Here is a 22,078-nt window from a genome sequence, read left to right as displayed (position 1 = left end):
ATGAATTTTGTCTCAATGCTAAATTTATTAGTGTCATCAATGCTTATTTATGCAGCTCCTTTGGTCTTCACTAGTATTGGTGGTGCCTTCTCTGAACATTCAGGTGTTGTTAACGTGGGACTTGAAGGTATCATGGTAATGGGTGCTTTCTCAGGTGTTGTTTTCAACCTTACGTTTGAAAGTACTTTCGGTAGTTTAACACCTTGGTTGGCCCTTTTGGTCGGTGGAATAGTCGGACTTATTTTCTCACTTATCCATGCAGTTGCTACTATCAACTTCCGTGCAGACCACGTTGTCAGCGGAACGGTCTTAAATTTGATGGCACCTGCCTTGGCAATTTTCTTAGTAAAGGCTCTTTACGGGAAAGGTCAAACTGATAACATTCGAGTTTCTTTTGGTAAATTTAATTTCCCAATTCTGTCTGATATTCCTGTTATTGGTGATATCTTCTTCAAGCACACTAGTCTGATGGGTTACTTGGCTGTAGGTTTTGCCTTTGTCGCTTGGTTCATCATGTTTAAGACGAAATTTGGTCTTCGTCTTCGCTCTGTTGGTGAACATCCACAAGCTGCTGATACACTAGGAATTAATGTTTACCAGATGCGCTATTGGGGAGTAATGATTTCTGGATTCCTCGGTGGTGTAGGTGGAGCAATCTACGCACAATCGATCTCAGTTAACTTTGCTGCAACAACAATTATTGGACCAGGTTTCATTGCTTTGGCGGCTATGATCTTTGGTAAATGGGATCCAATTGGAGCAATGCTTTCAAGTCTCTTCTTTGGGTTATCTCAAAGTTTGGCAGTTATCGGAAGTCAATTGCCATTCCTATCTCATGTTCCAGCGGTTTACTTGCAGATTGCGCCTTACGTTTTGACAATTCTTGTCCTAGCAGTCTTCTTCGGAAAAGCTGTTGCTCCTAAGGCAGACGGTATTAACTATATCAAATCAAAATAAAGCGAAGCAGGAAATTTCCTGTTTCTTTTTTTGTTTTTATGGAGAGTAAAATTGTATTATGTGGTATAATGTCCATAACAATTTAGGAGTGTAAGATGAATATACAAGTAAGAGTTCAATTGTCTGACAAAGAAAAGAATGATGCGTTTTCGATAGTAAAAGAATGTAACCAAGTAGATCATACATATAGAATTCCATATTTAGATAGCAATTATAATGACAATCCCAAAATGCCTGCTTTTATCTTAGCGTTTGTAGACGAGGCTTTGGTTGGCTTTTTATCAATATATGCTGATGAACCACATGAAGCAGAAGTGTCTATTTACGTTGCTCCTGCTTATCGCTGTCAAGGCATAGCTAAGGCTCTAGTAAATGAATTTAAGAAGACCGCTAAGCGTTATCAGCTTATTAAAGTCCATTATGTTTCAGAAACTAATTTTTTAGATCAACATCCAGATTTTTGGAATAAATATTCTACTAACTTAGAAGAGAATGAGATTTGGCTGGAACAAGTCTCTTGTCAATTCCATTTGGAGGCTATTCCAGATATAGAAGTCGCTTTAGCAGACCTAAGTTTAATTAGTGACATTGCTAGCTTCCAATCGCAAGAGTTTGGTAGCACATTGACTTGTGCTGAAAAGTATGCCAGAGAGGCTGTACTTGATGAAACTTGTCGTTTATATGTTTTACGCAAGGATGGACGAGTTCGTGCATCTTGTTCGGTAGATATCAGCTTAGGAACCAATTACTTATTTGGTTTGGCTGTGGAAAAAGGGTATCAAGGCCAAGGATTAGGGTCCTATCTGGTTAAATATATTCTAAACGATTTACATAAAATCAATGGCCGACTTTGTCAAATAGTTGTTGAAGTTCAAAACTCTGGAGCTTTGAGATTATATCAAAGGTTGGGCTTTGAGAAAAAGTCAGAAATAGTTTACTTGGAAAGAAAAGAAAATTTATAAAAAGGCCATGGTTAGTTTAACTTTACCCTTTCTTGGAGAGTAATTTATGAAAATAAAGAGAAGAGAACCCTTATTGGTCCAATCCGGTCTCGTTTTAGGTTTGTTAGCCATTGGAAACTTGGTAGGAAGTTGGAGCCAAATCTTACGTTATTTTTTTGCAGGACTAGCAGTTTTCTTTTTAATTCATTTGATATTTGGTATGGTCTCATATAAAAAACTGGTTAGAAAACAGTTAAGAGATCCTCTCATTGCATCTGTCTTCCCGACTTTCTTCATGCAAGGGATGTTGCTTTCAAGCTATCTGGCAAGCTGGACATTTTGGGGATCTTGGACTATGTTCTTGGCTCGCATTCTGTGGTGGATTAGTTTTATCGGCCTAGTCTTTTTGATGATTTATTATTTCTTTTCGTTTCTTATTCCTTTCAAGTGGGAAAATGTTTATCCTTCTTGGACTGTTCTCTTTGTAGGAATTGGCGTAGCTCCTTTGACAATTTTTGTTTCTGGTCAATTCTTCCTTGGGCAGATAATCTTTTGGTATTGTCTTCTTGCTACCATTCTAGTTTTGCCAATTGTTTTTTATAAGACTTTTAAGATTGGACTAACAGAAGCGATTCTGCCGAATATGACGACGTTTTGCGCTCCGCTTTCATTGGTAACAGCGGCTTATGTAGTTAGTTTCCCAAATCCAAACAATCTTTTGCTCTTATTCCTTATCGTTTTTGGGCAGATACTTTATTTCTTTATCCTATATCAACTTCCAAGTCTTTTGAGAAGACCTTTTTCTGCAGGATTTTCCGCCTTTACTTTTCCTTTAGTGATTTCAGCAACTGCCCTAAAAGCTTTCTTACTGCATTATAATATAGGAATTACTGGACAAATTATTTATGTATGTGAAGTGCTAATCGCTTTAGTTGTTGTTCTAAGAGTAACTTTCCTGTATTTAAAAGACATATTTGCATTATCAGAATAGTGTAAAAGAGGATCTCTAGTTTAGAGACTCTCCATTTCTTTATGAAAGAACGAATTTATGGTATAATATCAATACTTTATATGAGGAAGATAAAATGAATATTCAACAATTACGATACGTGGTTGCTATTGCAAATAGTGGAACTTTTCGAGAAGCGGCAGAAAAAATGTATGTCAGCCAACCGAGTCTTTCCATTTCTGTTCGAGATTTGGAAAAAGAACTTGGTTTTAAAATTTTTCGTAGAACTAGTAGTGGTACCTTTTTAACTCGTCGAGGAATGGAGTTCTATGAGCGGGCTCAGGAATTGGTAAAGGGCTTTGATATTTTCCAAAATCAGTATGCTAATCCTGAGGAAGAAAAGGATGAGTTTTCTATTGCTAGTCAGCACTATGATTTCTTACCCCCTCTTATCACAGAGTTTTCAAAGTTATATCCAGCATATAAGAATTTTCGGATATTTGAATCGACTACTGTCCAGATTCTAGACGAAGTAGCTCAAGGTCATAGTGAGATTGGAATCATCTATCTTAACAATCAGAACACTAAGGGAATTATGCAAAAGATAGACAAGCTTGGTTTAGAGGTTATTGAACTCATTCCTTTCCAGACGCATATCTATCTACGGGAGGATCATCCGCTGACCAATAAAAAAGAATTGATTATGGATGATTTGACTGACCTACCTACTGTTCGATTTACTCAAGAAAAAGATGAGTATCTCTATTATTCTGAAAACTTGGTGGATACCAGCGCTAGTTCCCAGATGTTTAATGTGACCGACCGTGCTACATTGAATGGTATTTTAGAAAGAACAGATGCCTATGCGACTGGATCAGGTTTCTTGGATAGTAATAGTGTGAATGGCATTACAGTGATTCCAGTCAAGGATGCTTTAGATAATAAAATGGTTTATGTCAAACGGTCTGAGGTTGAACTATCTCAAGTTGGAGAGGCATTTGTAGCTGTTATGAAAGAATATTTTGAGAAGAAGAGAAAAGTATGAGAAGAAAAATAACCATTCCCCTTACGATTGGCTTGCTGATTATTTTAGATCAGTTGGTTAAGTGGGCTGTTGTCAGCAATATCAAATTAGGTGAGGTCAAAGGATTTATTCCTTCAATCATGAGCCTAACATATCTCCAAAACACAGGAGCTGCTTTTTCTATTTTAGAGAATCAGCAGTGGCTTTTTACAATTATCACACTCCTTGTGATTGGTGGAGCGATCTGGTATTTGATAAAAAATATAAAAGGTTCATTTTGGCTTATCAGTGGGTTGACCTTGATTATTGCAGGTGGTTTAGGTAATTTTATTGATCGCTTGCGCCAAGGTTTTGTTGTCGATATGTTCCAAGTTGATTTTATCAATTTTGCAGTCTTTAATGTTGCGGATACCTATCTAACTTTTGGAGTTTTAATCATGCTCCTAGTCATCATAAAGGAAGAAACTAATGGAAGTGAAAGTTGAGCAGGCTGGGGCGCGTTTAGATAAAGCCGTTGCTGATTTAACTGATTTGTCAAGAAGCCTAGCTAACGAGCAAATTAAGACAGGCAAGATTTTAGTGAATGGCTTGGTAAAAAAAGCTAAGTACACTGTTAAAGAGGGCGATGTCATTTCTTACGAACTACCAGAGGTTGAGGAAGTTGAGTATGTTCCTGAGGATATTCCATTAGAAATCGTCTATCAAGATGAGGACGTGGCAGTTGTCAATAAACCTCAGGGAATGGTAGTTCATCCTTCTGCAGGTCATACAAGCGGTACGCTAGTCAACGCTCTTATGTATCACATCAAAGACCTGTCTGGCATCAATGGTGTTCTCCGGCCCGGGATTGTCCATCGGATCGACAAGGACACTTCAGGGCTTCTCATGATTGCAAAAAATGACCAAGCCCATGTGGCTCTGGCTGATGAGCTCAAGGATAAGAAATCCCTACGCAAGTATTGGGCTATTGTTCATGGAAATCTACCTAATGACCGTGGAGTGATTGAAGCACCGATTGGCCGCAGCGAAAAAGACCGCAAGAAGCAGGCTGTGACGGCCAAAGGCAAGTCAGCTCTGACGCGTTTCCAAGTCTTGGAACGTTTTGGTGACTATAGCTTGGTTGAGCTTCAGTTGGAAACAGGACGAACTCATCAAATCCGCGTTCACATGGCCTACATCGGACACCCTGTAGCTGGAGATGAGGTCTATGGACCTCGTAAGACTTTAAAAGGACATGGCCAATTTTTGCACGCGCGAACGCTGGGCTTTACCCATCCTCGAACTGGTGAAGTGTTGGAATTTACAGCTGAAGTGCCAGCAATTTTCCAAGAAACCTTGAAAAAGCTACGTCAAGAATAATCAGATTCATTCATTATTAAAATACAAAACAGTCCCTAGGAGCTTTTGAAGCTGCTTGAGGCTGTTTTTTTATATTAAAGAGGAGAAATTAATCATGTGCCAAGTTAAATTTCCCTATCACCCGAATATCTATCAATTAGAGTTTAGCCCAATCAAGCCTAATCAAGATAGTTTAGTTATGACATATCGGAACTGTGCTTTATCCCCAAATTTCATAACCAAAAAAATTAAAGTAATGCTACAAGTTCCTAATATACCTGCTACAAGATACATCATAGGATTTATCAATAATCTATAAAACTGCAAAAATTTGACACAGTTTTCACATAGTTGTATAATCGTACCATAGCTCTGACAGAAGTTTCATAATGAAATTTTTTGCCATAACTAACTTGTAAACCCTTTGCTGTTCAGCTATGAACGTGTCGCGGTATCATGGATACCAAGGAGGAATCATATGTCAAAAGTTGCTATTGTTACAGGTGCAGGTCAAGGGATTGGTTTTGCGATTGCAAAGCGCTTGGTTCAAGATGGATTTAAAGTCGGACTATTGGACTATAATGCGGAAACTGTTGAAAAGGCTGTTGCAGAGTTATCTGCTACTAAGACCTTTGCTGTAGTTGCAGATGTGTCTAAACAAGCAGAGGTAGCTGCCGCCTTCCAAAAAGTCGTTGATCATTTTGGGGATTTAAATGTTGTTGTCAATAATGCTGGTGTAGCACCAACAACACCACTTGATACCATCACAGAAGAACAATTTACACGTACTTTTGCCATTAACGTAGGTGGCGTCATTTGGGGATCTCAAGCTGCTCAAGCACAATTTAAGGCTCTTGGCCATGGAGGCAAGATTATCAACGCTACATCTCAGGCAGGTGTTGTGGGAAATCCAAATTTGACAGTCTACGGTGGTACGAAATTTGCGGTTCGTGGAATCACTCAAACATTAGCGCGTGATTTAGCCGACTCTGGAATTACAGTTAATGCTTATGCGCCAGGTATCGTGAAGACACCAATGATGTTTGATATCGCTCATGAAGTTGGTAAAAATGCTGGCAAAGATGATGAGTGGGGCATGCAAACATTCGCTAAAGATATCACACTGAAACGTCTCTCTGAACCAGAAGATGTTGCAGCAGCTGTTAGCTTCCTAGCAGGTCCTGATTCAAACTACATTACTGGTCAAACTATTATCGTTGATGGTGGTATGCAATTCCATTAAGAAATGTTCAAAAGATTTGTTCAAAACTGTGATCGATTGGTCGCAGTTTTTTACGTCATTTATAGAAAAGATTTTAGTTAGTTGAAGCTATTTTATCAAAGATAGCTTTAAAATCGACGAACATTTATTTAAGGCTCGCTGTATACCGTTCAAGTAAAATAACTTCCTTCAACCCCTCGACCGCTTCAATCACGGTCGTTTTTATTTTCCGTAAATCATGGTATAATAAGACAATCTAGCAGTGAAGGAAAAGGAAATGAAAGCAAAGCGAATCGTATTTAAAGTGGGAACTTCGTCATTGACAAATGCAGATGGCAGTCTGTCACGCGCCAAGGTAAAGGAAATTACTCGGCAGTTGGCACTCCTCCATGAGGCGGGGCATGAGTTAATCTTGGTCTCATCAGGAGCTGTTGCGGCAGGTTTTTCTTCTCTGGGCTTTAAAAAGCGACCGACCAAGGTGGCTGACAAACAGGCTTCAGCTGCTGTTGGACAGGGTTTGCTTTTGGAGGAATATACAACCAATCTTCTTTTGAAGCAAATCATTTCTGCTCAGATTCTTTTGACGCAGGATGATTTTGCAGATAAGAGGCGTTACAAGAATGCTCATCAGGCCTTGTCTGTATTGCTGAATCGCGGTGCTATTCCTATCATCAATGAAAATGACACGGTGGCTATCGAGGAGCTCAAGGTCGGGGATAATGATACACTGAGTGCTCAGGTGGCAGCTATGGTTCAGGCGGACCTCCTAGTGCTCTTGACAGATGTCGATGGACTCTACACGGCCAATCCCTCTATCGATCCAGATGCTCGTCGACTGGAAAAGATTGAGAAGATTAGCTCTGAGCTGATTGATATGGCGGGCGGTGCAGGAACGAGCAACGGGACTGGTGGTATGCTGACAAAGATAAAAGCAGCAACTCTTGCGACCATGTCTGGCGTTCCAGTCTATATCTGCTCTTCACTCAAGACTGATGCTCTGCTGGAAGCTGCGGAGAAGACCAAGGATGGCAGTCTCTTTTTGGCCCAGGAAAAAGGTCTAAAAACGCAGAAGCAATGGCTTGCTTTCTATGCTAAAAGTCAAGGGGAAATCTATGTAGACCAAGGAGCAGCCGACGCTCTCAGAAACAATGGTAAAAGTTTGTTGGTGTCTGGTCTTGTATCTGTATCGGGTAGCTTTGCCTATCAAGATACAGTAACGGTTTACGAAGAAGGTAGCGGAACTATTCTTGGTAAAGGGCGCGTGCGTTTTGGCAAGTCTGCTCTTAAAGATATGCTCAAGTCAAATAAACCTAAAGGTGTTGTCATTCATCGGGATGACTGGATTTCTCTGACACCGGAGTTAAATGATTTATTTGCAGAATTTTAGAAGACGAGGAAAGGAGAAGCTATGACCTCAACACAAGCGATTTTTGAAAAGGTTCAGAAAGTCAAGAAGACGATCAATACGGCCACAACGGCTGAGAAAAACAATGCTTTGGAAGAAATGGCAAAGCAGCTCTGGCTTTCTCGTGCAGACGTTTTGGCGGCCAATGAATTGGATATGACTGTAGCAAAAGGTAAGATTTCAGATGTGATGCTGGACCGTCTCTATCTGGATGAGAATCGGATTGCTGCCATGGCAGAGGGCATTCGCCAGTTGATTGGCTTGGAGGATCCTGTAGGGGAAGTCTTGGAAAGGACTGAGCTTGATAACGGTCTTGTCATCAGTAAAAAGCGGGTGGCTATGGGCATAATTGGTATTATCTACGAGAGCCGGCCTAATGTCACCTCTGACGCTGCGGCTCTTGCCCTAAAGAGTGGTAGCGCAGTCGTTCTCAGAAGTGGCAAGGATGCCTATCAGACAGCGCTTGCTATTGTCACAGCTTTGAAAAAAGGTTTGGCTCAGACGGCGATTTCACCAGATTGTATCCAGTTGGTTTCTGATACCAGCCGGGCTTCCGCCCAGGCCATGATGAAGGCCAAGGGATATCTGGATTTGCTCATTCCTCGTGGTGGCGCGGGTTTGATTCAGGCAGTCGTGGAAAATGCGACTGTGCCGGTTATTGAGACGGGTACTGGAATTGTCCATATCTATGTAGATAAGGATGCTGATCAAGCCAAGGCTTTGGCGATTATTGAGAATGCCAAGACCAGTCGCCCCTCTGTCTGCAATGCCATGGAAGTTCTACTAGTTCATCAAGAGATTGCAGCTGCATTTTTACCACGTTTGCAGAAGATGCTGGTGACAGATCGTGAGAAAGCGCAAGAAAACCCTGTTGAATTGCGTTTGGATGAGAAAGCAGCTCAGTATATCTCGGGCTCGCAAGCTAGACCAGAAGATTTTGATACCGAATTTTTGGACTATATCTTAGCGGTCAAGCTGGTTTCCTCGCTAGAAGAAGCGGTGGAGCATATTGAGGTTCACAGCACCCATCACTCGGATGCCATTGTGACAGAGAAGGCTGCAGCGGCAGCTTACTTCACAGAGCAGGTGGATAGCGCAGCGGTTTATGTCAATGCTTCAACTCGTTTTACAGACGGCGGTCAATTTGGACTCGGCTGCGAAATGGGGATTTCTACTCAGAAACTGCATGCCAGAGGTCCTATGGGACTGAAAGAGTTGACCAGCTATAAGTATGTCATTCAAGGGGATGGTCAAGTGAGGAAATAAAGATGAAAATTGGATTTATCGGTTTGGGAAATATGGGTGGCAGTTTAGCTCGCCTAGTTGCCCAAGATGAAAGATATAGAAGCGAATTACTACTAGCTAACCGAAGTAGGAACAAGGCTGAAAAGATTGCTACGGAAGTTGGTGGGCAGCCAGTCAGTAATGAAGAAGTTTTTTCTCAGGCAGAGGTGATTTTCCTTGGCATCAAACCAGCTCAATTTGCTGACTTGCTGGCTGAGTATCAGGAAATTCTAGAAAAACGGGATTCTCTTCTGCTGGTTTCGATGGCTGCTGGTCTGAGCTTGGAGCTATTAGAAAAATTATCACCTCGCCACCATCGTTGGATTCGGATGATGCCTAATACACCAGTAGCCGTAGGTGAGGGTGTTATTAGCTATGTCTTATCCCAGCAGGCGAATCAAGTAGACGAAGACTTGTTGCGTGAGCTTCTGTCTTCAGCTGGTCTTTTGATCAAACTAGAGGAAAAACAATTAGATGCGGCAACAGCTCTTGCCGGCTGTGGACCAGCCTTCGTCTATCTCTTTATAGAGGCTTTAGCGGATGCTGGTGTCAGAGCAGGACTCAGTCGCGATATATCGCTTGAACTGGCCAATCAAACCCTTTTAGGTGCTGCCAAGCTAAGTCAGGTTAGTGGGCAACATCCGGCTCAACTCAAAGACCAGGTCTGCAGTCCGGCAGGTTCGACCATCGTCGGGGTAGCTAGTCTGGAAGAAAATGCCTTTCGAGGAACGGTCATGGATGCTGTTCAAGCTGCCTACAAGAGGACGCAGGAATTAGGAAAAAAATCCTAATCAGTTTGTCAAAAGTTGCAGAATAGAGTATAATAAATCAGTATATTTTTAAAAGGGAGAAAATAATGAACACTTTACCAAATTGTCCAAAATGTAACTCAGAATATGTCTATGAAGATGGTGCACTTTTAATTTGCCCAGAATGTGCTTATGAATGGAACCCAGCTGAAGTCCAAGAGGTAGAAGAAGGAGTAGTAGCTATCGATGCCAATGGCAATAAGTTAGCTGATGGTGACACTGTTACCCTAATCAAGGACTTGAAAGTCAAAGGTGCACCTAAAGATCTCAAACAAGGTACACGCGTGAAAAATATCCGCATTGTAGAAGGTGACCACAATATTGACTGTAAGATTGACGGCTTCGGTGCGATGAAGCTCAAGTCAGAGTTTGTAAAGAAAATCTGAGGTAAGTATGAATCGTAGATTGATTTTTACATATCGTATCATACTCTTTTTTCTAAGCTTTCTTGGAGTATATCTTGAAATTTCCAAATATGGCTGGGGTATGCTCATGTATTATACAGTCTTGTCAAATCTTTTAGTTTTGCTTTTTACTGGTTACCTTATCTATCTCATGACAAGAACAGATGATAAATGGCAATCAGCGGGAGTACTTAGAGTCAAGGGCGGTGTGACCATGTCCATCATGATTACTTGCGTGGTTTACCATCTTTTACTGGCCCCAATTGCGACAGACTTTTATCGTCTAGAGAATTTTCTTTGTCATTATATAGTTCCACTTGCTTTTCTTTTGGATACTTTAGTTTTTGACAAAGCCCGTCAATACCGTTGGTTTGATCCTATTTCTTGGACAAGCGTCCCTTTGATTTACATGATTTTTTCACTGATTAACGGTTTTGTTCTCAAGATTGATATTCCAAGATCCAAGGACAATCCGTTTCCTTACTTTTTTCTAAATGTCTTTAAACACAAATGGCCCTATGTCATCAAGATGTGCTTAATCATCTTTGTAGCCTATCTGGTCTTTGGATTTATCTTTTACGCTGTAAAATCATTCTCTTTTTCAAAGAAGAAAGCTTCTTAAAAAGAGACAAATGATAAATTAAACACAATTTTGTGATTACCTATGCATAAAAATACATTTTTCTCTTGAATTAGTTTTTAATTTGTGATAGAGTATTAACAATTGAATAATCCTTTAATTCTATCCAGAGAGATAGACAAGGAGCAAGTAAAAAGATGGGTGGAGTGTAAGCAAGTGCGTCTTGTTTTAGCTTGCCTGATTAGATTTTTCTGAGGTCTCCTTGTATGAGGAGGCTTTTTCTGTTGTTTGAGGAGGAATGAATGAAAACAAAAGAAGTTGTTGATGACATCACCATGAATCGTGCGATTACGCGGATTACCTATGAAATCATTGAGCGCAGCAAGGACCTAAACCAAGTTGTTTTGGCTGGCATTAAGACCCGTGGGGTTCACTTGGCTTATCGCATTCAGAAGCGACTGACTCAGTGTCTTTGTTAGAATGGCTATTATTGAAGCAGTTCTGAAAGGACGACAATAATCTCGGACAGTGAGCCGGGAGTGGGTGAAGCTATGCGAAGCAATCCTACTCCCCATTATTATATTTCTTATGTGGATGGTCATAGGTGGTCTGCATCTTAGACAGGAGGGAACAATGGTAAAGAGACTTTTAATATTAGAAAATGGCATGATTTTCGAAGGGGAGGCTTTTGGAGCAGATCTTCTCGTAACAGGCGAAATCGTCTTTAACACGGGCATGACAGGCTATCAGGAATCAATTACGGATCAGTCTTATAACGGCCAGATTTTGACCTTTACTTATCCCTTAGTTGGAAATTATGGTGTTAATCGGGACGACTATGAATCTATTCTGCCGACCTGTAAGGGAGTCGTGGTCTATGAGTATGCACGACGTGCCAGCAATTGGCGACAGCAATTATCTTTGGATGAGTTCCTCAAAATCAAGAAGATACCAGGAATCTCAGGGATTGATACAAGAGCACTAACTAGGATTATACGCCAACATGGAACCATGCGGGCAACCATTGCCAACGCGAATGGTAGTATTGAGCGTTTACAAGACCAGCTTCAGTCTATCGTTCTGCCAACTGATAACATTAAGCAGGTTTCTACCAAGCAGTCTTATCCTGCTCCGGGAACTGGTCGAAACGTGGTATTGGTGGACTTTGGTCTCAAGCATTCTATCCTGCGGGAGTTAGCCAAACGCAATTGCAGCGTGACAGTGGTACCTTATGATATAAGCGCTGAGGAAATTCTCCAGCTTAATCCTGACGGGGTTATGTTGTCAAATGGACCGGGAAATCCAGAAGATGTACCTGAGGCTTTGGACATGATTCGCGGTGTTCAAGGCAAGATTCCAATTTTCGGAATTTGTATGGGGCATCAGCTCTTCTCCATGGCTAACGGTGCAAAGACGCATAAGATGAAGTTCGGCCACCGTGGCTTCAACCACGCAGTTCGTGAAATTGCGACAGGCCGAGTTGACTTTACTAGTCAAAATCATGGCTATGCAGTCAGTCGTGAGGGGTTGCCGGAATGCCTGATTGTGACTCATGAAGAAATCAATGATAAGTCTGTCGAAGGTGTGCGCCATCGGGATTATCCTGCTTTTTCTGTGCAGTTCCACCCAGATGCTGCGCCGGGACCGCATGATGCAGATTATCTCTTTGATGAATTTATGGAAATGATGGATGCCCATCAGGCTTACTAGGAAGCAAGATTGAGAGGTGCACTATGCCAAAACGTAAAGATATTCAGAAAATTATGGTCATCGGTTCTGGTCCTATCGTCATCGGCCAGGCTGCGGAGTTTGACTATGCTGGGACTCAAGCTTGCCTGTCCTTGAAAGAAGAGGGTTACAGTGTTGTCTTGGTTAATTCTAACCCAGCAACCATCATGACGGACAAGGAAATTGCGGACAGGGTTTATATCGAGCCTATCACGCTGGAGTTTGTTGCGCGGATATTGCGTAAGGAGCGGCCAGATGCTCTTCTGCCTACTTTGGGCGGCCAGACCGGACTCAATATGGCCATGGAACTATCCAAGTCAGGACTTTTAGAAGAGCTGGGAGTGGAACTCTTGGGAACTAAGTTATCAGCTATTGACCAAGCGGAAGACCGAGACCTCTTCAAGCAGCTGATGGAAGAGCTAGGCCAGCCCATCCCTGAGTCAGAAATTGTCAATACAGTTGATGAAGCGCTGGAATTTGCGGATGGCATCGGCTATCCAGTCATTGTCCGTCCGGCATTTACACTTGGAGGAACTGGCGGCGGTATCTGTAGCAATGAAGAAGAGCTACAGGAAATCGCAGGAAACGGCCTCAAACTCTCTCCAGTGACTCAGTGTCTGATCGAGCGTTCTATAGCGGGCTTTAAGGAAATCGAATACGAAGTCATGCGGGATGGTGCAGACAATGCGCTTGTCGTATGTAATATGGAAAACTTTGATCCAGTCGGCATCCACACAGGTGATTCTATCGTTTTTGCACCTAGTCAGACCATCTCAGACTATGAATACCAGATGTTGCGGGACGCCAGTCTCAAGATTATTCGAGCGCTGAAGATTGAGGGCGGCTGTAATGTACAGCTGGCTCTGGACCCGCATAGTTTCAAATACTATGTTATCGAGGTCAATCCACGGGTTTCCCGCTCATCAGCCCTTGCCTCTAAGGCGACCGGCTATCCGATTGCCAAGCTGGCGGCTAAAATCGCAGTCGGGCTCACATTGGATGAAATCATCAATCCGGTGACAGGCTCTACTTATGCTATGTTTGAGCCAGCTCTGGACTATGTGGTAGCTAAAATTCCACGCTTTCCATTTGATAAATTTGAGCAGGGTGAGCGCCGTCTGGGAACCCAGATGAAGGCGACAGGGGAAGTTATGGCTATTGGCCGTAATATCGAGGAAAGTCTGCTCAAGGCCTGCCGCTCTCTGGAGGTTGGTGTGGACCACAACGAGCTGCCTGCTCTCAGTCAAGTAAGTGACGATGAGCTGATGAGGAAGATTGTCAAGGCGCAAGATGACCGACTTTTCTATATTTCAGAGGCCATTCGCCGTGGTTACAGTCCGGATGAAATTGCTGAGCTGACCAAGATTGATGTCTTTTTCCTGGATAAGCTGCTCCATATTTTCGAAATTGAGCAGGAGCTGGCCAGTCATATAGGAGATAGCTATGTGCTTAAGAAAGCCAAGCAAAGTGGCTTTGCGGATACTAAGATTGCTGCCTTGTGGGACATGACAACCGAGCAGGTGCGTCGCATCCGACAGGAGCAGAAGATTGTGCCGGTTTATAAGATGGTGGATACCTGTGCTGCTGAGTTCGAGTCTGCGACGCCTTATTTCTACTCCACCTATGGCTTTGAAAATGAATCTGTCAAATCCAGCAAGGAATCAGTTCTGGTGCTGGGCTCTGGTCCTATCCGAATTGGGCAGGGGGTCGAGTTTGACTATGCGACGGTTCATTCTGTAAAGGCTATTCAGGCAGCTGGCTATGAAGCGATTATTATGAACAGCAATCCAGAGACTGTTTCGACTGACTTTTCTGTTTCTGACAAGCTCTATTTTGAGCCGCTGACCTTTGAAGATGTCATGAATGTCATTGAGCTGGAACAGCCTAAAGGGGTTATCGTTCAGTTTGGCGGGCAGACAGCCATTAATCTAGCAGAGCCACTTTCTAAGGCTGGTGTGAAGATCTTAGGTACTCAAGTGGCAGACTTGGATCGGGCTGAGGATCGGGATCTCTTTGAGCAAGCGCTGAAGGAGCTTGATATTCCGCAGCCACCAGGTCAGACAGCCACTAATGAAGAGGAGGCAGTAGAGGCTGCTCGTAAGATTGGCTTCCCCGTTCTGGTGCGTCCTTCATATGTCTTGGGTGGCCGTGCCATGGAAATCGTAGAAAACGAAGCTGATTTGCGTTCTTATATGCGGACAGCGGTTAAGGCTAGTCCAGACCATCCGGTATTAGTGGATTCTTACATTGTTGGGGATGAGTGCGAAGTAGATGCCATTTCTGATGGCCGGCTGGTCTTGATTCCAGGGATTATGGAGCATATCGAGCGGGCAGGGGTTCACTCAGGAGATTCCATGGCGGCCTATCCGCCACAAACCCTATCGCAGAAAGTCAAGGATACCATTGCAGACTATACCAAGCGTTTGGCTCTAGGACTGAACTGTGTCGGCATGATGAATATTCAGTTCGTCATCAAGGATGAGCAGGTCTATGTCATTGAGGTCAATCCACGGGCCAGCCGGACTGTTCCTTTCTTGTCCAAGGTGACTGATATTCCGATGGCGCAAGTAGCGACTCGTTTGATCCTTGGAGAAAGTCTGGCAGAGCTGGGCTATGAAGACGGTCTTCATCCAGAAAGTTCCATGGTTCATATCAAGGCGCCAGTCTTCTCCTTTACTAAGCTGGCGAAGGTTGACAGTCTCTTGGGACCTGAAATGAAGTCTACTGGCGAAGTCATGGGCAGTGACCGAACCTTAGAAAAAGCACTCTACAAGGCTTTTGAGGCTTCCTATCTCCATCTGCCAAGCTTTGGTAATGTCGTCTTTACTATTGCAGACGATAGCAAGGAAGAAGCCCTGCAGCTGGCACTGCGTTTTGCCAGTATTGGCTATGGTATCTGGGCAACCAAGGGAACAGCCTCTTATTTTGAAAATCACGGCCTGCACGTCCGTCTGGTAGAAAAAATCGGCAGTGATGATAACAAGGACATCCCAGCCTATATCCGCAAGGGCAAGATTCAGGCTATTATAAACACGGTAGGAACCAAGCGGACTGCAGATAAGCATGGTCAAATTATCCGCAGCTCAGCTATTGAGCACGGAGTGCCCCTCTTCACAGCCTTGGACACGGCTGATGCTATGCTGAAGGTGCTGGAAAGTCGTAGTTTCACTACAGAAGTGATATAGAGCTAGATTTTTGTGTTTCAGATTGCAGTTTGACTGTCTGAAAGTCGGAAAAGTAATCTTATACAGCAAACATTGAAAAATCATCTGTCCAAGCTTATTCTGTCCTTGAATAGCCATAATAAATAACCGTTCAAATATATGAAATTAAAAGCAAAGAAGAAGTGGGAAAGTATCCTGCTTTTTTTTGCTTTATTTTGGTTTCTAGTCACTCTCAGCCATTCTTGAAGAATTTAAACTTAGGTGAGAATGAGCTGAAAAACTGGATGGAATTAATCAATTTACTTCTTTAGATAATTTGGATATGAACAAGAATAAAATCATAACTTAAGCACTTCAGGAACCAAATAAGACTGTGACTTTTATCAATGTCAGCGACAATTATATCCCCAAAGCAGAGCTTGAATCAAATGAAAATAAAATTCCAAAAGCAATCGCGTAGCATTTTCCTGATGTCCAGGGTGGCAACATTGACAATAACAAGGAAGCTAAAGAAAAAAATCTGATGGACTTAAAGAAGAAGCACCTTCTAAAGCCACGCCAAGATATGAAGCGGAAGATGAAAAGTCTTTGCCAATCATTGATGAAAAGGAGTCTCTTAGAGCTAATAAAAAATAGACAGACATAAAAAACAAGAAAAAGAAGGAGTTCTGGGATAAATAATCTATTTTTTGCTTAAAATTTGAATTTAATTCTTGAAATTGTTTGGAAATTGTGATAAAGTATTAACAATTAAATAATCCTTTAATTCTATCCAGAGAGGTAGACAAGGAGCAAGTAGAAATTGGGTTGAGCATATACAGGTGCGTCTTGTTTTGCACACCCAACAAATTATTCTGTAGTCTCCTTGAAAAAGGAGACTTTTTTATTGGTTTAGGGGGTATTCATGAAAACAAAAGAAGTTGTTGATGATATTACTATGAACCGTGCGATCACACGGATTACTTATGAAATCATCGAACGCAATAAAGAATTGAACCAAGTAGTCTTGGCGGGAATTAAAACTCGTGGAGTTCACTTGGCTCATCGTATCCAAAAACGATTAGCACAATTGGAACAAATTGATATTCCAGTAGCCGAAATTGATACAAAACCTTTTAGAGATGACAAAAAGAGTCAGGAAGAAGATACGACTTTGATTCCTGTAGATATTACTGACCGTCAAGTGATTCTGATTGACGATGTTCTCTATACAGGTCGTACCATCCGGGCAGCCATTGACAATCTTGTGAGCCACGGTAGACCTTCACGTGTTAGCCTAGCAGTCTTAGTTGACCGAGGTCATCGGGAATTGCCAATTAGAACTGACTATATTGGGAAAAATATTCCAACTAGCAGAACAGAAGAAATCATTGTAGAAATGGCCGAAACTGATGGTCAAGATCGTATCTTAATAAAGGGAGAATAGTAATCTATATGAATCAAGAAGTAAAGTATGATGTTCACGATATGCCAAAACCAGGTTTACTTTTAGGCTTATCCTTCCAGCATCTATTTGCTATGTTTGGCGCGACTGTTCTAGTCCCAATCTTAGTAGGGATTGATCCAGCAGTTGCCTTATTCTCAAGCGGCCTGGGAACCCTAGCACACCTCACAGTTACCAAGTATAAGATACCAGCCTATATGGGATCCAGCTTTGCTTATATAGCAGCCATGCAATTACTGATGAAAACTGATGGTATCGGAGCGGTAGCACAAGGTGCTATCACAGGTGGTTTGGTCTACTTTATCGTAGCCATGATTGTTAAGTTTGCTGGAAACGCCTGGATTGATAAAATCCTACCTCCTGTAGTTGTAGGACCAATTATCATGGTAATCGGTCTAAGTTTAGCTGGCACAGCTGTTAGCGACGTTATGAATAAAACAGGAGCTAATGGTGAAAAGGTTTATGATTTGACTTATTTCACTATTGGAATGGTGACCTTGTTAGCAGTCATTCTCTTTAACATATATGGTAAAAAGATTATCGGTATCATTCCTGTCTTACTAGGTTTGATAGTTGGATACTTCTTTAGTTTAATTCTTGGTGCTATAACTGGACAAGAGATTGTCTCATTTGCAAAGGTTGGTGAAGCATCATGGTTTCATCTTCCACCAATGAGCCTTCCTTTCTTAGATTATGATGTAAAATTTTACCCTAGTGCAATTTTAACCATGGCACCTATCGCCTTTGTAACTATGACAGAACACTTTGGCCACGTCATGGTATTAAATAGCTTGACAGGAAAAGATTTCTTCAAAGATCCGGGCTTAGATAAAACTTTGACTGGTGATGGGCTAGCTCAGATTATTGCGGGGCTTTTCGGAGCACCGCCAGTGACTAGCTATGGAGAGAATATAGGAGTCATGGCGCTCAATAAAATCTACAGCGTCTATGTGATAGCGGGTGCAGCAGTCCTCGCCATCGTCATGAGTTTTGTTGGAAAAGTTTCCGCTTTGCTCCAATCAATCCCGAGTCCAGTTCTAGGTGGAATATCCATTGCTCTCTTCGGTGTAATTGCCTCAAGTGGACTTAAAATTCTCATAGAAGCCCAGACTAATTTTGATAACAAAAAGAATCTACTGATTGCCAGTGTCATATTGGTTTCTGGTATCGGTGGTCTGACCTTGCAACTGTCGGGTCTGCAAATCTCAGGAGTTGCCTTGTCAACTATCTTGGGAATCGTCCTCTATCTTGTCCTGCCAGAACCTAAAAATTAGGTCTGACATCTGATTTTTAAAACTGTTCACCATTTATTTCAATCTTGTCTTACAGAAAAAATTGAAATAGAGCTCTAATCATTATCACAAAGGAGATCTTATCATGTCATCTAACCAAATCGCTCTTAAAAATCTTGTCTCAATGGAAACTTTGTCAAACGAAGAAGTAATGGCCTTAATCAAACGAGGAATTGAATTTAAAAATGGAGCAAAAGCCAACTATGACGAACAGCATATCGTGGCCAATCTTTTCTTCGAACCTTCAACAAGAACCCACAAGGCCTTTGAAGTAGCAGAATTGAAATTGGGTTGCGACCTATTGGATTTCGATGTGAAAACCAGTTCAGTCAACAAAGGTGAAACCTTGTATGATACTATTTTGACTATGTCTGCACTCGGAGTTGACATTTGTGTCATTCGCCACCCAGAAGTAGACTATTATAAAGAGTTGGTTGAGAGCCCTACGATTACTACATCCATCGTCAACGGTGGTGATGGTTCAGGTCAGCACCCAAGTCAAAGTCTCCTAGACTTGATGACAATTTATCAAGAATTTGGACACTTCGAAGGATTGAAAGTTGCAATCGCTGGTGACCTAGATCACTCACGTGTGGCTAAATCCAATATGCAGATTCTTAAACGTTTGGGAGCAGAGCTTTATTTTGCAGGACCAGAAGAATGGAGAAGTGAAGAATTTTCTCACTATGGTGAATTTGTAACAATCGATGAAGTTATTGACAAAGTAGATGTCATGATGTTCTTGCGTGTTCAACACGAGCGCCATGATTATGAGTCCATCTTTTCTAAAGAAAACTACCACAGACTGCACGGTCTAACACAAGAGCGTTATGACCGTATGAAAGACACAGCTATTTTGATGCATCCAGCTCCAGTTAACCGAGATGTAGAAATCGCTGACCATTTAGTTGAAGCACCAAAATCACGCATTGTTGAACAGATGACGAATGGTGTCTTTGTCAGAATGGCAATTATAGAAGCTGTTCTCAAAGGTCGCCAAAAATGATAAGAAATATCCCAAAAATCAGGCATCTAGTCTGATTTTTTGATTATTTTATAAAAAAACTTACATTTGCAAATAGTCATCAAATTGTAATCAAAAAGCTATGAAAACGAAACGAATTTTATCTTTGTTTTTCACATAGACATGATAGAATAAGTCAAGCAATATGGTATGAATAAATATCGATATAAAAATTAGGAGGGTTTGGAGAGAGAAATGGAAAAGAAATTAGGAAAATCTGTTGTTGCAACGGGGATTGCAGCAACTACTTTGATTTCAGGAGTTGTAGGAAATCATGTAAATGCTGATGAGTTAACAAAACCTTCTCATCGATCAGAGCAAAATGATCTTGAAGTGACGGAGATTCAGAAAGATTTAGCGAAAGCACAAGTCGATGCCCAGAAAGAAGTTGTTGAAAAAGCTAAAGATGAACTTGAAAAGGCTCAAGAGACAAGCCAAAACACTCAAGCACAGCTTAATCAAGCAAAAGAAATCAACAAAGAAGCTAGTCCAGAAGCTGTGGCCGAAGCAAAAGCAGAAGTAAATAAAGCTGAAGCAGAAGTGAATGCAAAGCAAGCTTCACTAGACAACTCGCAAAATCAAGAACTTCCTTCAGAACAAGCAGTTCAACAACAGGAAAATGTCGTTGTCGGACAACGAACTTTGGTAGACGTTGCCGAAAGAGAATATAACGAAGCGAAAGCACCTATCGTTAGGGAAGAACAAGAACTAGCTCAGGCAAAAGCAGAAGAAGAACAAGCGAATCAAGAACTCGTAGCTAAACAAGCTAATCTTGTAGCTGTTCAGCAAAATATTGCTAATTCACCAAGTAATACAGCTAATCTTGAAAAAGCTATCCAGACAAACCAAAATGAAATCAACCAGATTCAGACTGCAATTAATCAAAAAGAAGCTGAATTGGCAAATACCCCACAAACTGAAACAACAACACAAGCTGCTAATACCTATCAAGAGCTCCTTCAAAACTTGCAAAGCCAAGGAGCAACTCAAGAAATTAGAGATGCTGCAGCTAACGCACTAGCTTTATACAAACGGTCCCAAGCTGAAGATGGGTTAACAGTTGGCAGCGACTCTACCAGCTCAGCGACTCTTGAAAATAATTTAAAAGCTGTAGAAGTTATTCGAGCAATAAATAACTATCGAGCACAGGCAGGATTACCTCCATTATATGTTGATCCATATGCAAATGTTGCCAGTCAAATTCAATCAGCCTTTTTCGAGCAAAACGGTCGCCACATGTTTAAGTATATAAAAAATGAAAATGTGGCTATCAGCTTTACACCTAAGGCATCAGTTGATTTTTGGCACAGTGAAAAAGCATTATATCAAGAGATCGCTGCGCGCTATAATTTACCAACCGACGAATCTCAGCTGGATGCCAATGATATTTATATGAAAATTGGTGCTGCTGAATTCGCAAGAGTTGGTCATTACTTGCAGATGTTGGATAATAAGGCAACTGCAATTTCTGCATCTTATAACACTATTCCTAATCAATATAGTTCAACAAATGGAACTGCAACAGTTGGTTTCCATCAAGTAGGAAACTTGAACCAACGCTTGCAAAACGGGACCTTGATGAGCCTAGCTGATTACGAAAACTTACTAGCTAGTGCACGCCAATCACGGACGAATACAAACGAAAAATATGCTGCTTTAAAAAATGAAATTGCTGCCTTAAAAGTTGAAAAAACAAATCGCGAAGTAAGAGCTGGTATTTTAAACAGTCAACTAAATGATCTCCAGTCACAATCAAATGACCAAGCGCAACTTTTAGCAAATGCTCAATATCAACTACTGAACGCTCAAGATCGTGTAGCAGCTGCTACAAGAAACACTGCTGACAAACAGTTAGCTCTTGAAAATGCAACTAGAAGATATGAAGCGGAGTTAGAACCTAAGAGATTGGCTTTAGATTTAGCAAGAGAAAAATTAGCTGCAGAAAGCTCAAAACTTGAATCTTTAAGAGCTGCTTTGCACTCAACTAAAGCGAATACAATCGAAGCAAGAAAGCAATTAATTGATTCTCAAGTTCGCTTGAAACAAGTTCAAGAAAGAGCTAAACAATTAGCTCAAGCTCCTCAACAGCTTTCTAAGGCTCGTAAGGCAGTTGCATCAGCCAAAGCTGATCTTGCCGCAAAAGAAACAAAATACAAAGCCGAAGAGAGTCTTTTGGAGCTCTATCAAGAAGTTCATGCTAGATTAGAAGCAAAACACAATCAATTAAGAGCTAAGAATGCCACGAAAGAAACTGCTAAAGATCAGCCTGTTGATGCCAAAAATGTTTATCAGGGTGAAGCAATACATCAAACACAAGATAAGTCTTCTAAAACAAAACAAAATGTATCTGCTACAGGAGTAAAGACAGATCAAATTGGAATTATAGCGGCAGTAGCTGGATTCTTTGGACTTGCTGGTGTTGCTCTTAAACGATTTAGAAGAAAATCCTAAAAAATAACAAAGAGGTTTGAGATCTTATCTCATCCTCTTTTTATAATAAATTTTTATTGATA

Annotated in this window: 18 protein-coding genes and 1 pseudogene; all 19 read left to right on the top strand. The window is 41.4% G+C overall.

Annotated elements, in window-relative coordinates:
* Positions 1-957, top strand: a complete 957-nt coding sequence (locus HMPREF0847_RS02995) for an ABC transporter permease (protein WP_008808717.1) — start codon at positions 1-3, stop codon at positions 955-957.
* Between the two features lie 95 nt (positions 958-1,052).
* On the top strand, positions 1,053-1,919 hold the full coding sequence (locus HMPREF0847_RS02990; RefSeq protein ID WP_008808716.1) for a GNAT family N-acetyltransferase: 867 nt from the start codon (positions 1,053-1,055) through the stop codon (positions 1,917-1,919).
* A gap of 46 nt (positions 1,920-1,965) precedes the next feature.
* Positions 1,966-2,889 (top strand): TDT family transporter, encoded by a 924-nt coding sequence (locus HMPREF0847_RS02985; RefSeq protein ID WP_008808715.1) that lies wholly within the window; start codon positions 1,966-1,968, stop codon positions 2,887-2,889.
* A gap of 94 nt (positions 2,890-2,983) precedes the next feature.
* Positions 2,984-3,892, top strand: a complete 909-nt coding sequence (locus tag HMPREF0847_RS02980; RefSeq protein WP_008808714.1) for a LysR family transcriptional regulator — start codon at positions 2,984-2,986, stop codon at positions 3,890-3,892.
* Complete coding sequence (gene lspA, locus HMPREF0847_RS02975) at positions 3,889-4,356, top strand: signal peptidase II (protein ID WP_008808713.1); 468 nt, start codon at positions 3,889-3,891, stop codon at positions 4,354-4,356. Before HMPREF0847_RS02980 ends, lspA begins: the two co-directional genes overlap by 4 nt.
* Complete coding sequence (locus tag HMPREF0847_RS02970; protein WP_008808712.1) at positions 4,340-5,230, top strand: RluA family pseudouridine synthase; 891 nt, start codon at positions 4,340-4,342, stop codon at positions 5,228-5,230. The genes lspA and HMPREF0847_RS02970 overlap by 17 nt, the downstream gene beginning before the upstream one ends.
* Before the next feature lie 457 nt (positions 5,231-5,687).
* Positions 5,688-6,452 carry a (S)-acetoin forming diacetyl reductase gene (locus tag HMPREF0847_RS02960; protein WP_008808711.1) on the top strand — a complete coding sequence of 255 codons (765 nt, stop codon included), beginning with the start codon at positions 5,688-5,690 and terminating at the stop codon, positions 6,450-6,452.
* A gap of 256 nt (positions 6,453-6,708) precedes the next feature.
* A complete protein-coding gene (gene proB, locus HMPREF0847_RS02955; RefSeq protein ID WP_008808710.1) occupies positions 6,709-7,818 on the top strand; it encodes a glutamate 5-kinase in 1,110 nt (369 codons plus the stop codon).
* A 21-nt stretch (positions 7,819-7,839) separates the two neighbouring features.
* On the top strand, positions 7,840-9,102 hold the full coding sequence (locus tag HMPREF0847_RS02950) for a glutamate-5-semialdehyde dehydrogenase (protein WP_008808709.1): 1,263 nt from the start codon (positions 7,840-7,842) through the stop codon (positions 9,100-9,102).
* A gap of 2 nt (positions 9,103-9,104) precedes the next feature.
* Positions 9,105-9,911: a pyrroline-5-carboxylate reductase gene (gene proC, locus HMPREF0847_RS02945; protein WP_008808708.1), complete on the top strand. Its 807-nt coding sequence runs from the start codon at positions 9,105-9,107 to the stop codon at positions 9,909-9,911.
* Between the two features lie 65 nt (positions 9,912-9,976).
* Complete coding sequence (locus HMPREF0847_RS02940; protein WP_008808707.1) at positions 9,977-10,315, top strand: zinc ribbon domain-containing protein YjdM; 339 nt, start codon at positions 9,977-9,979, stop codon at positions 10,313-10,315.
* A 7-nt stretch (positions 10,316-10,322) separates the two neighbouring features.
* Complete coding sequence (locus HMPREF0847_RS02935; protein ID WP_008808706.1) at positions 10,323-10,955, top strand: Pr6Pr family membrane protein; 633 nt, start codon at positions 10,323-10,325, stop codon at positions 10,953-10,955.
* A 260-nt stretch (positions 10,956-11,215) separates the two neighbouring features.
* Positions 11,216-11,380, top strand: a pseudogene (locus HMPREF0847_RS11325) (bifunctional pyr operon transcriptional regulator/uracil phosphoribosyltransferase PyrR); the annotation flags it as partial.
* A gap of 166 nt (positions 11,381-11,546) precedes the next feature.
* A complete protein-coding gene (locus HMPREF0847_RS02925) occupies positions 11,547-12,623 on the top strand; it encodes a carbamoyl phosphate synthase small subunit (protein ID WP_020992634.1) in 1,077 nt (358 codons plus the stop codon).
* A 23-nt stretch (positions 12,624-12,646) separates the two neighbouring features.
* Positions 12,647-15,826 carry a carbamoyl-phosphate synthase large subunit gene (gene carB / locus HMPREF0847_RS02920; protein WP_008808703.1) on the top strand — a complete coding sequence of 1,060 codons (3,180 nt, stop codon included), beginning with the start codon at positions 12,647-12,649 and terminating at the stop codon, positions 15,824-15,826.
* A gap of 883 nt (positions 15,827-16,709) precedes the next feature.
* A complete protein-coding gene (gene pyrR, locus HMPREF0847_RS02915) occupies positions 16,710-17,231 on the top strand; it encodes a bifunctional pyr operon transcriptional regulator/uracil phosphoribosyltransferase PyrR (RefSeq protein WP_008808701.1) in 522 nt (173 codons plus the stop codon).
* A gap of 8 nt (positions 17,232-17,239) precedes the next feature.
* On the top strand, positions 17,240-18,523 hold the full coding sequence (locus HMPREF0847_RS02910) for a uracil-xanthine permease family protein (protein ID WP_008808700.1): 1,284 nt from the start codon (positions 17,240-17,242) through the stop codon (positions 18,521-18,523).
* A 103-nt stretch (positions 18,524-18,626) separates the two neighbouring features.
* Entirely contained in the window at positions 18,627-19,547 is a 921-nt protein-coding gene (locus tag HMPREF0847_RS02905) for an aspartate carbamoyltransferase catalytic subunit (RefSeq protein ID WP_008808699.1), read from the top strand.
* A 213-nt stretch (positions 19,548-19,760) separates the two neighbouring features.
* Positions 19,761-22,016: a CAP domain-containing protein gene (locus tag HMPREF0847_RS02900; RefSeq protein WP_008808698.1), complete on the top strand. Its 2,256-nt coding sequence runs from the start codon at positions 19,761-19,763 to the stop codon at positions 22,014-22,016.
* Positions 22,017-22,078 lie beyond the last annotated feature (62 nt).

This window comes from Streptococcus sp. 2_1_36FAA, from assembly GCF_000161955.2.
GTDB classification, from domain to species: Bacteria; Bacillota; Bacilli; order Lactobacillales; family Streptococcaceae; genus Streptococcus; species Streptococcus gordonii.
This window is presented reverse-complemented; position numbering and strand designations above follow the sequence as displayed.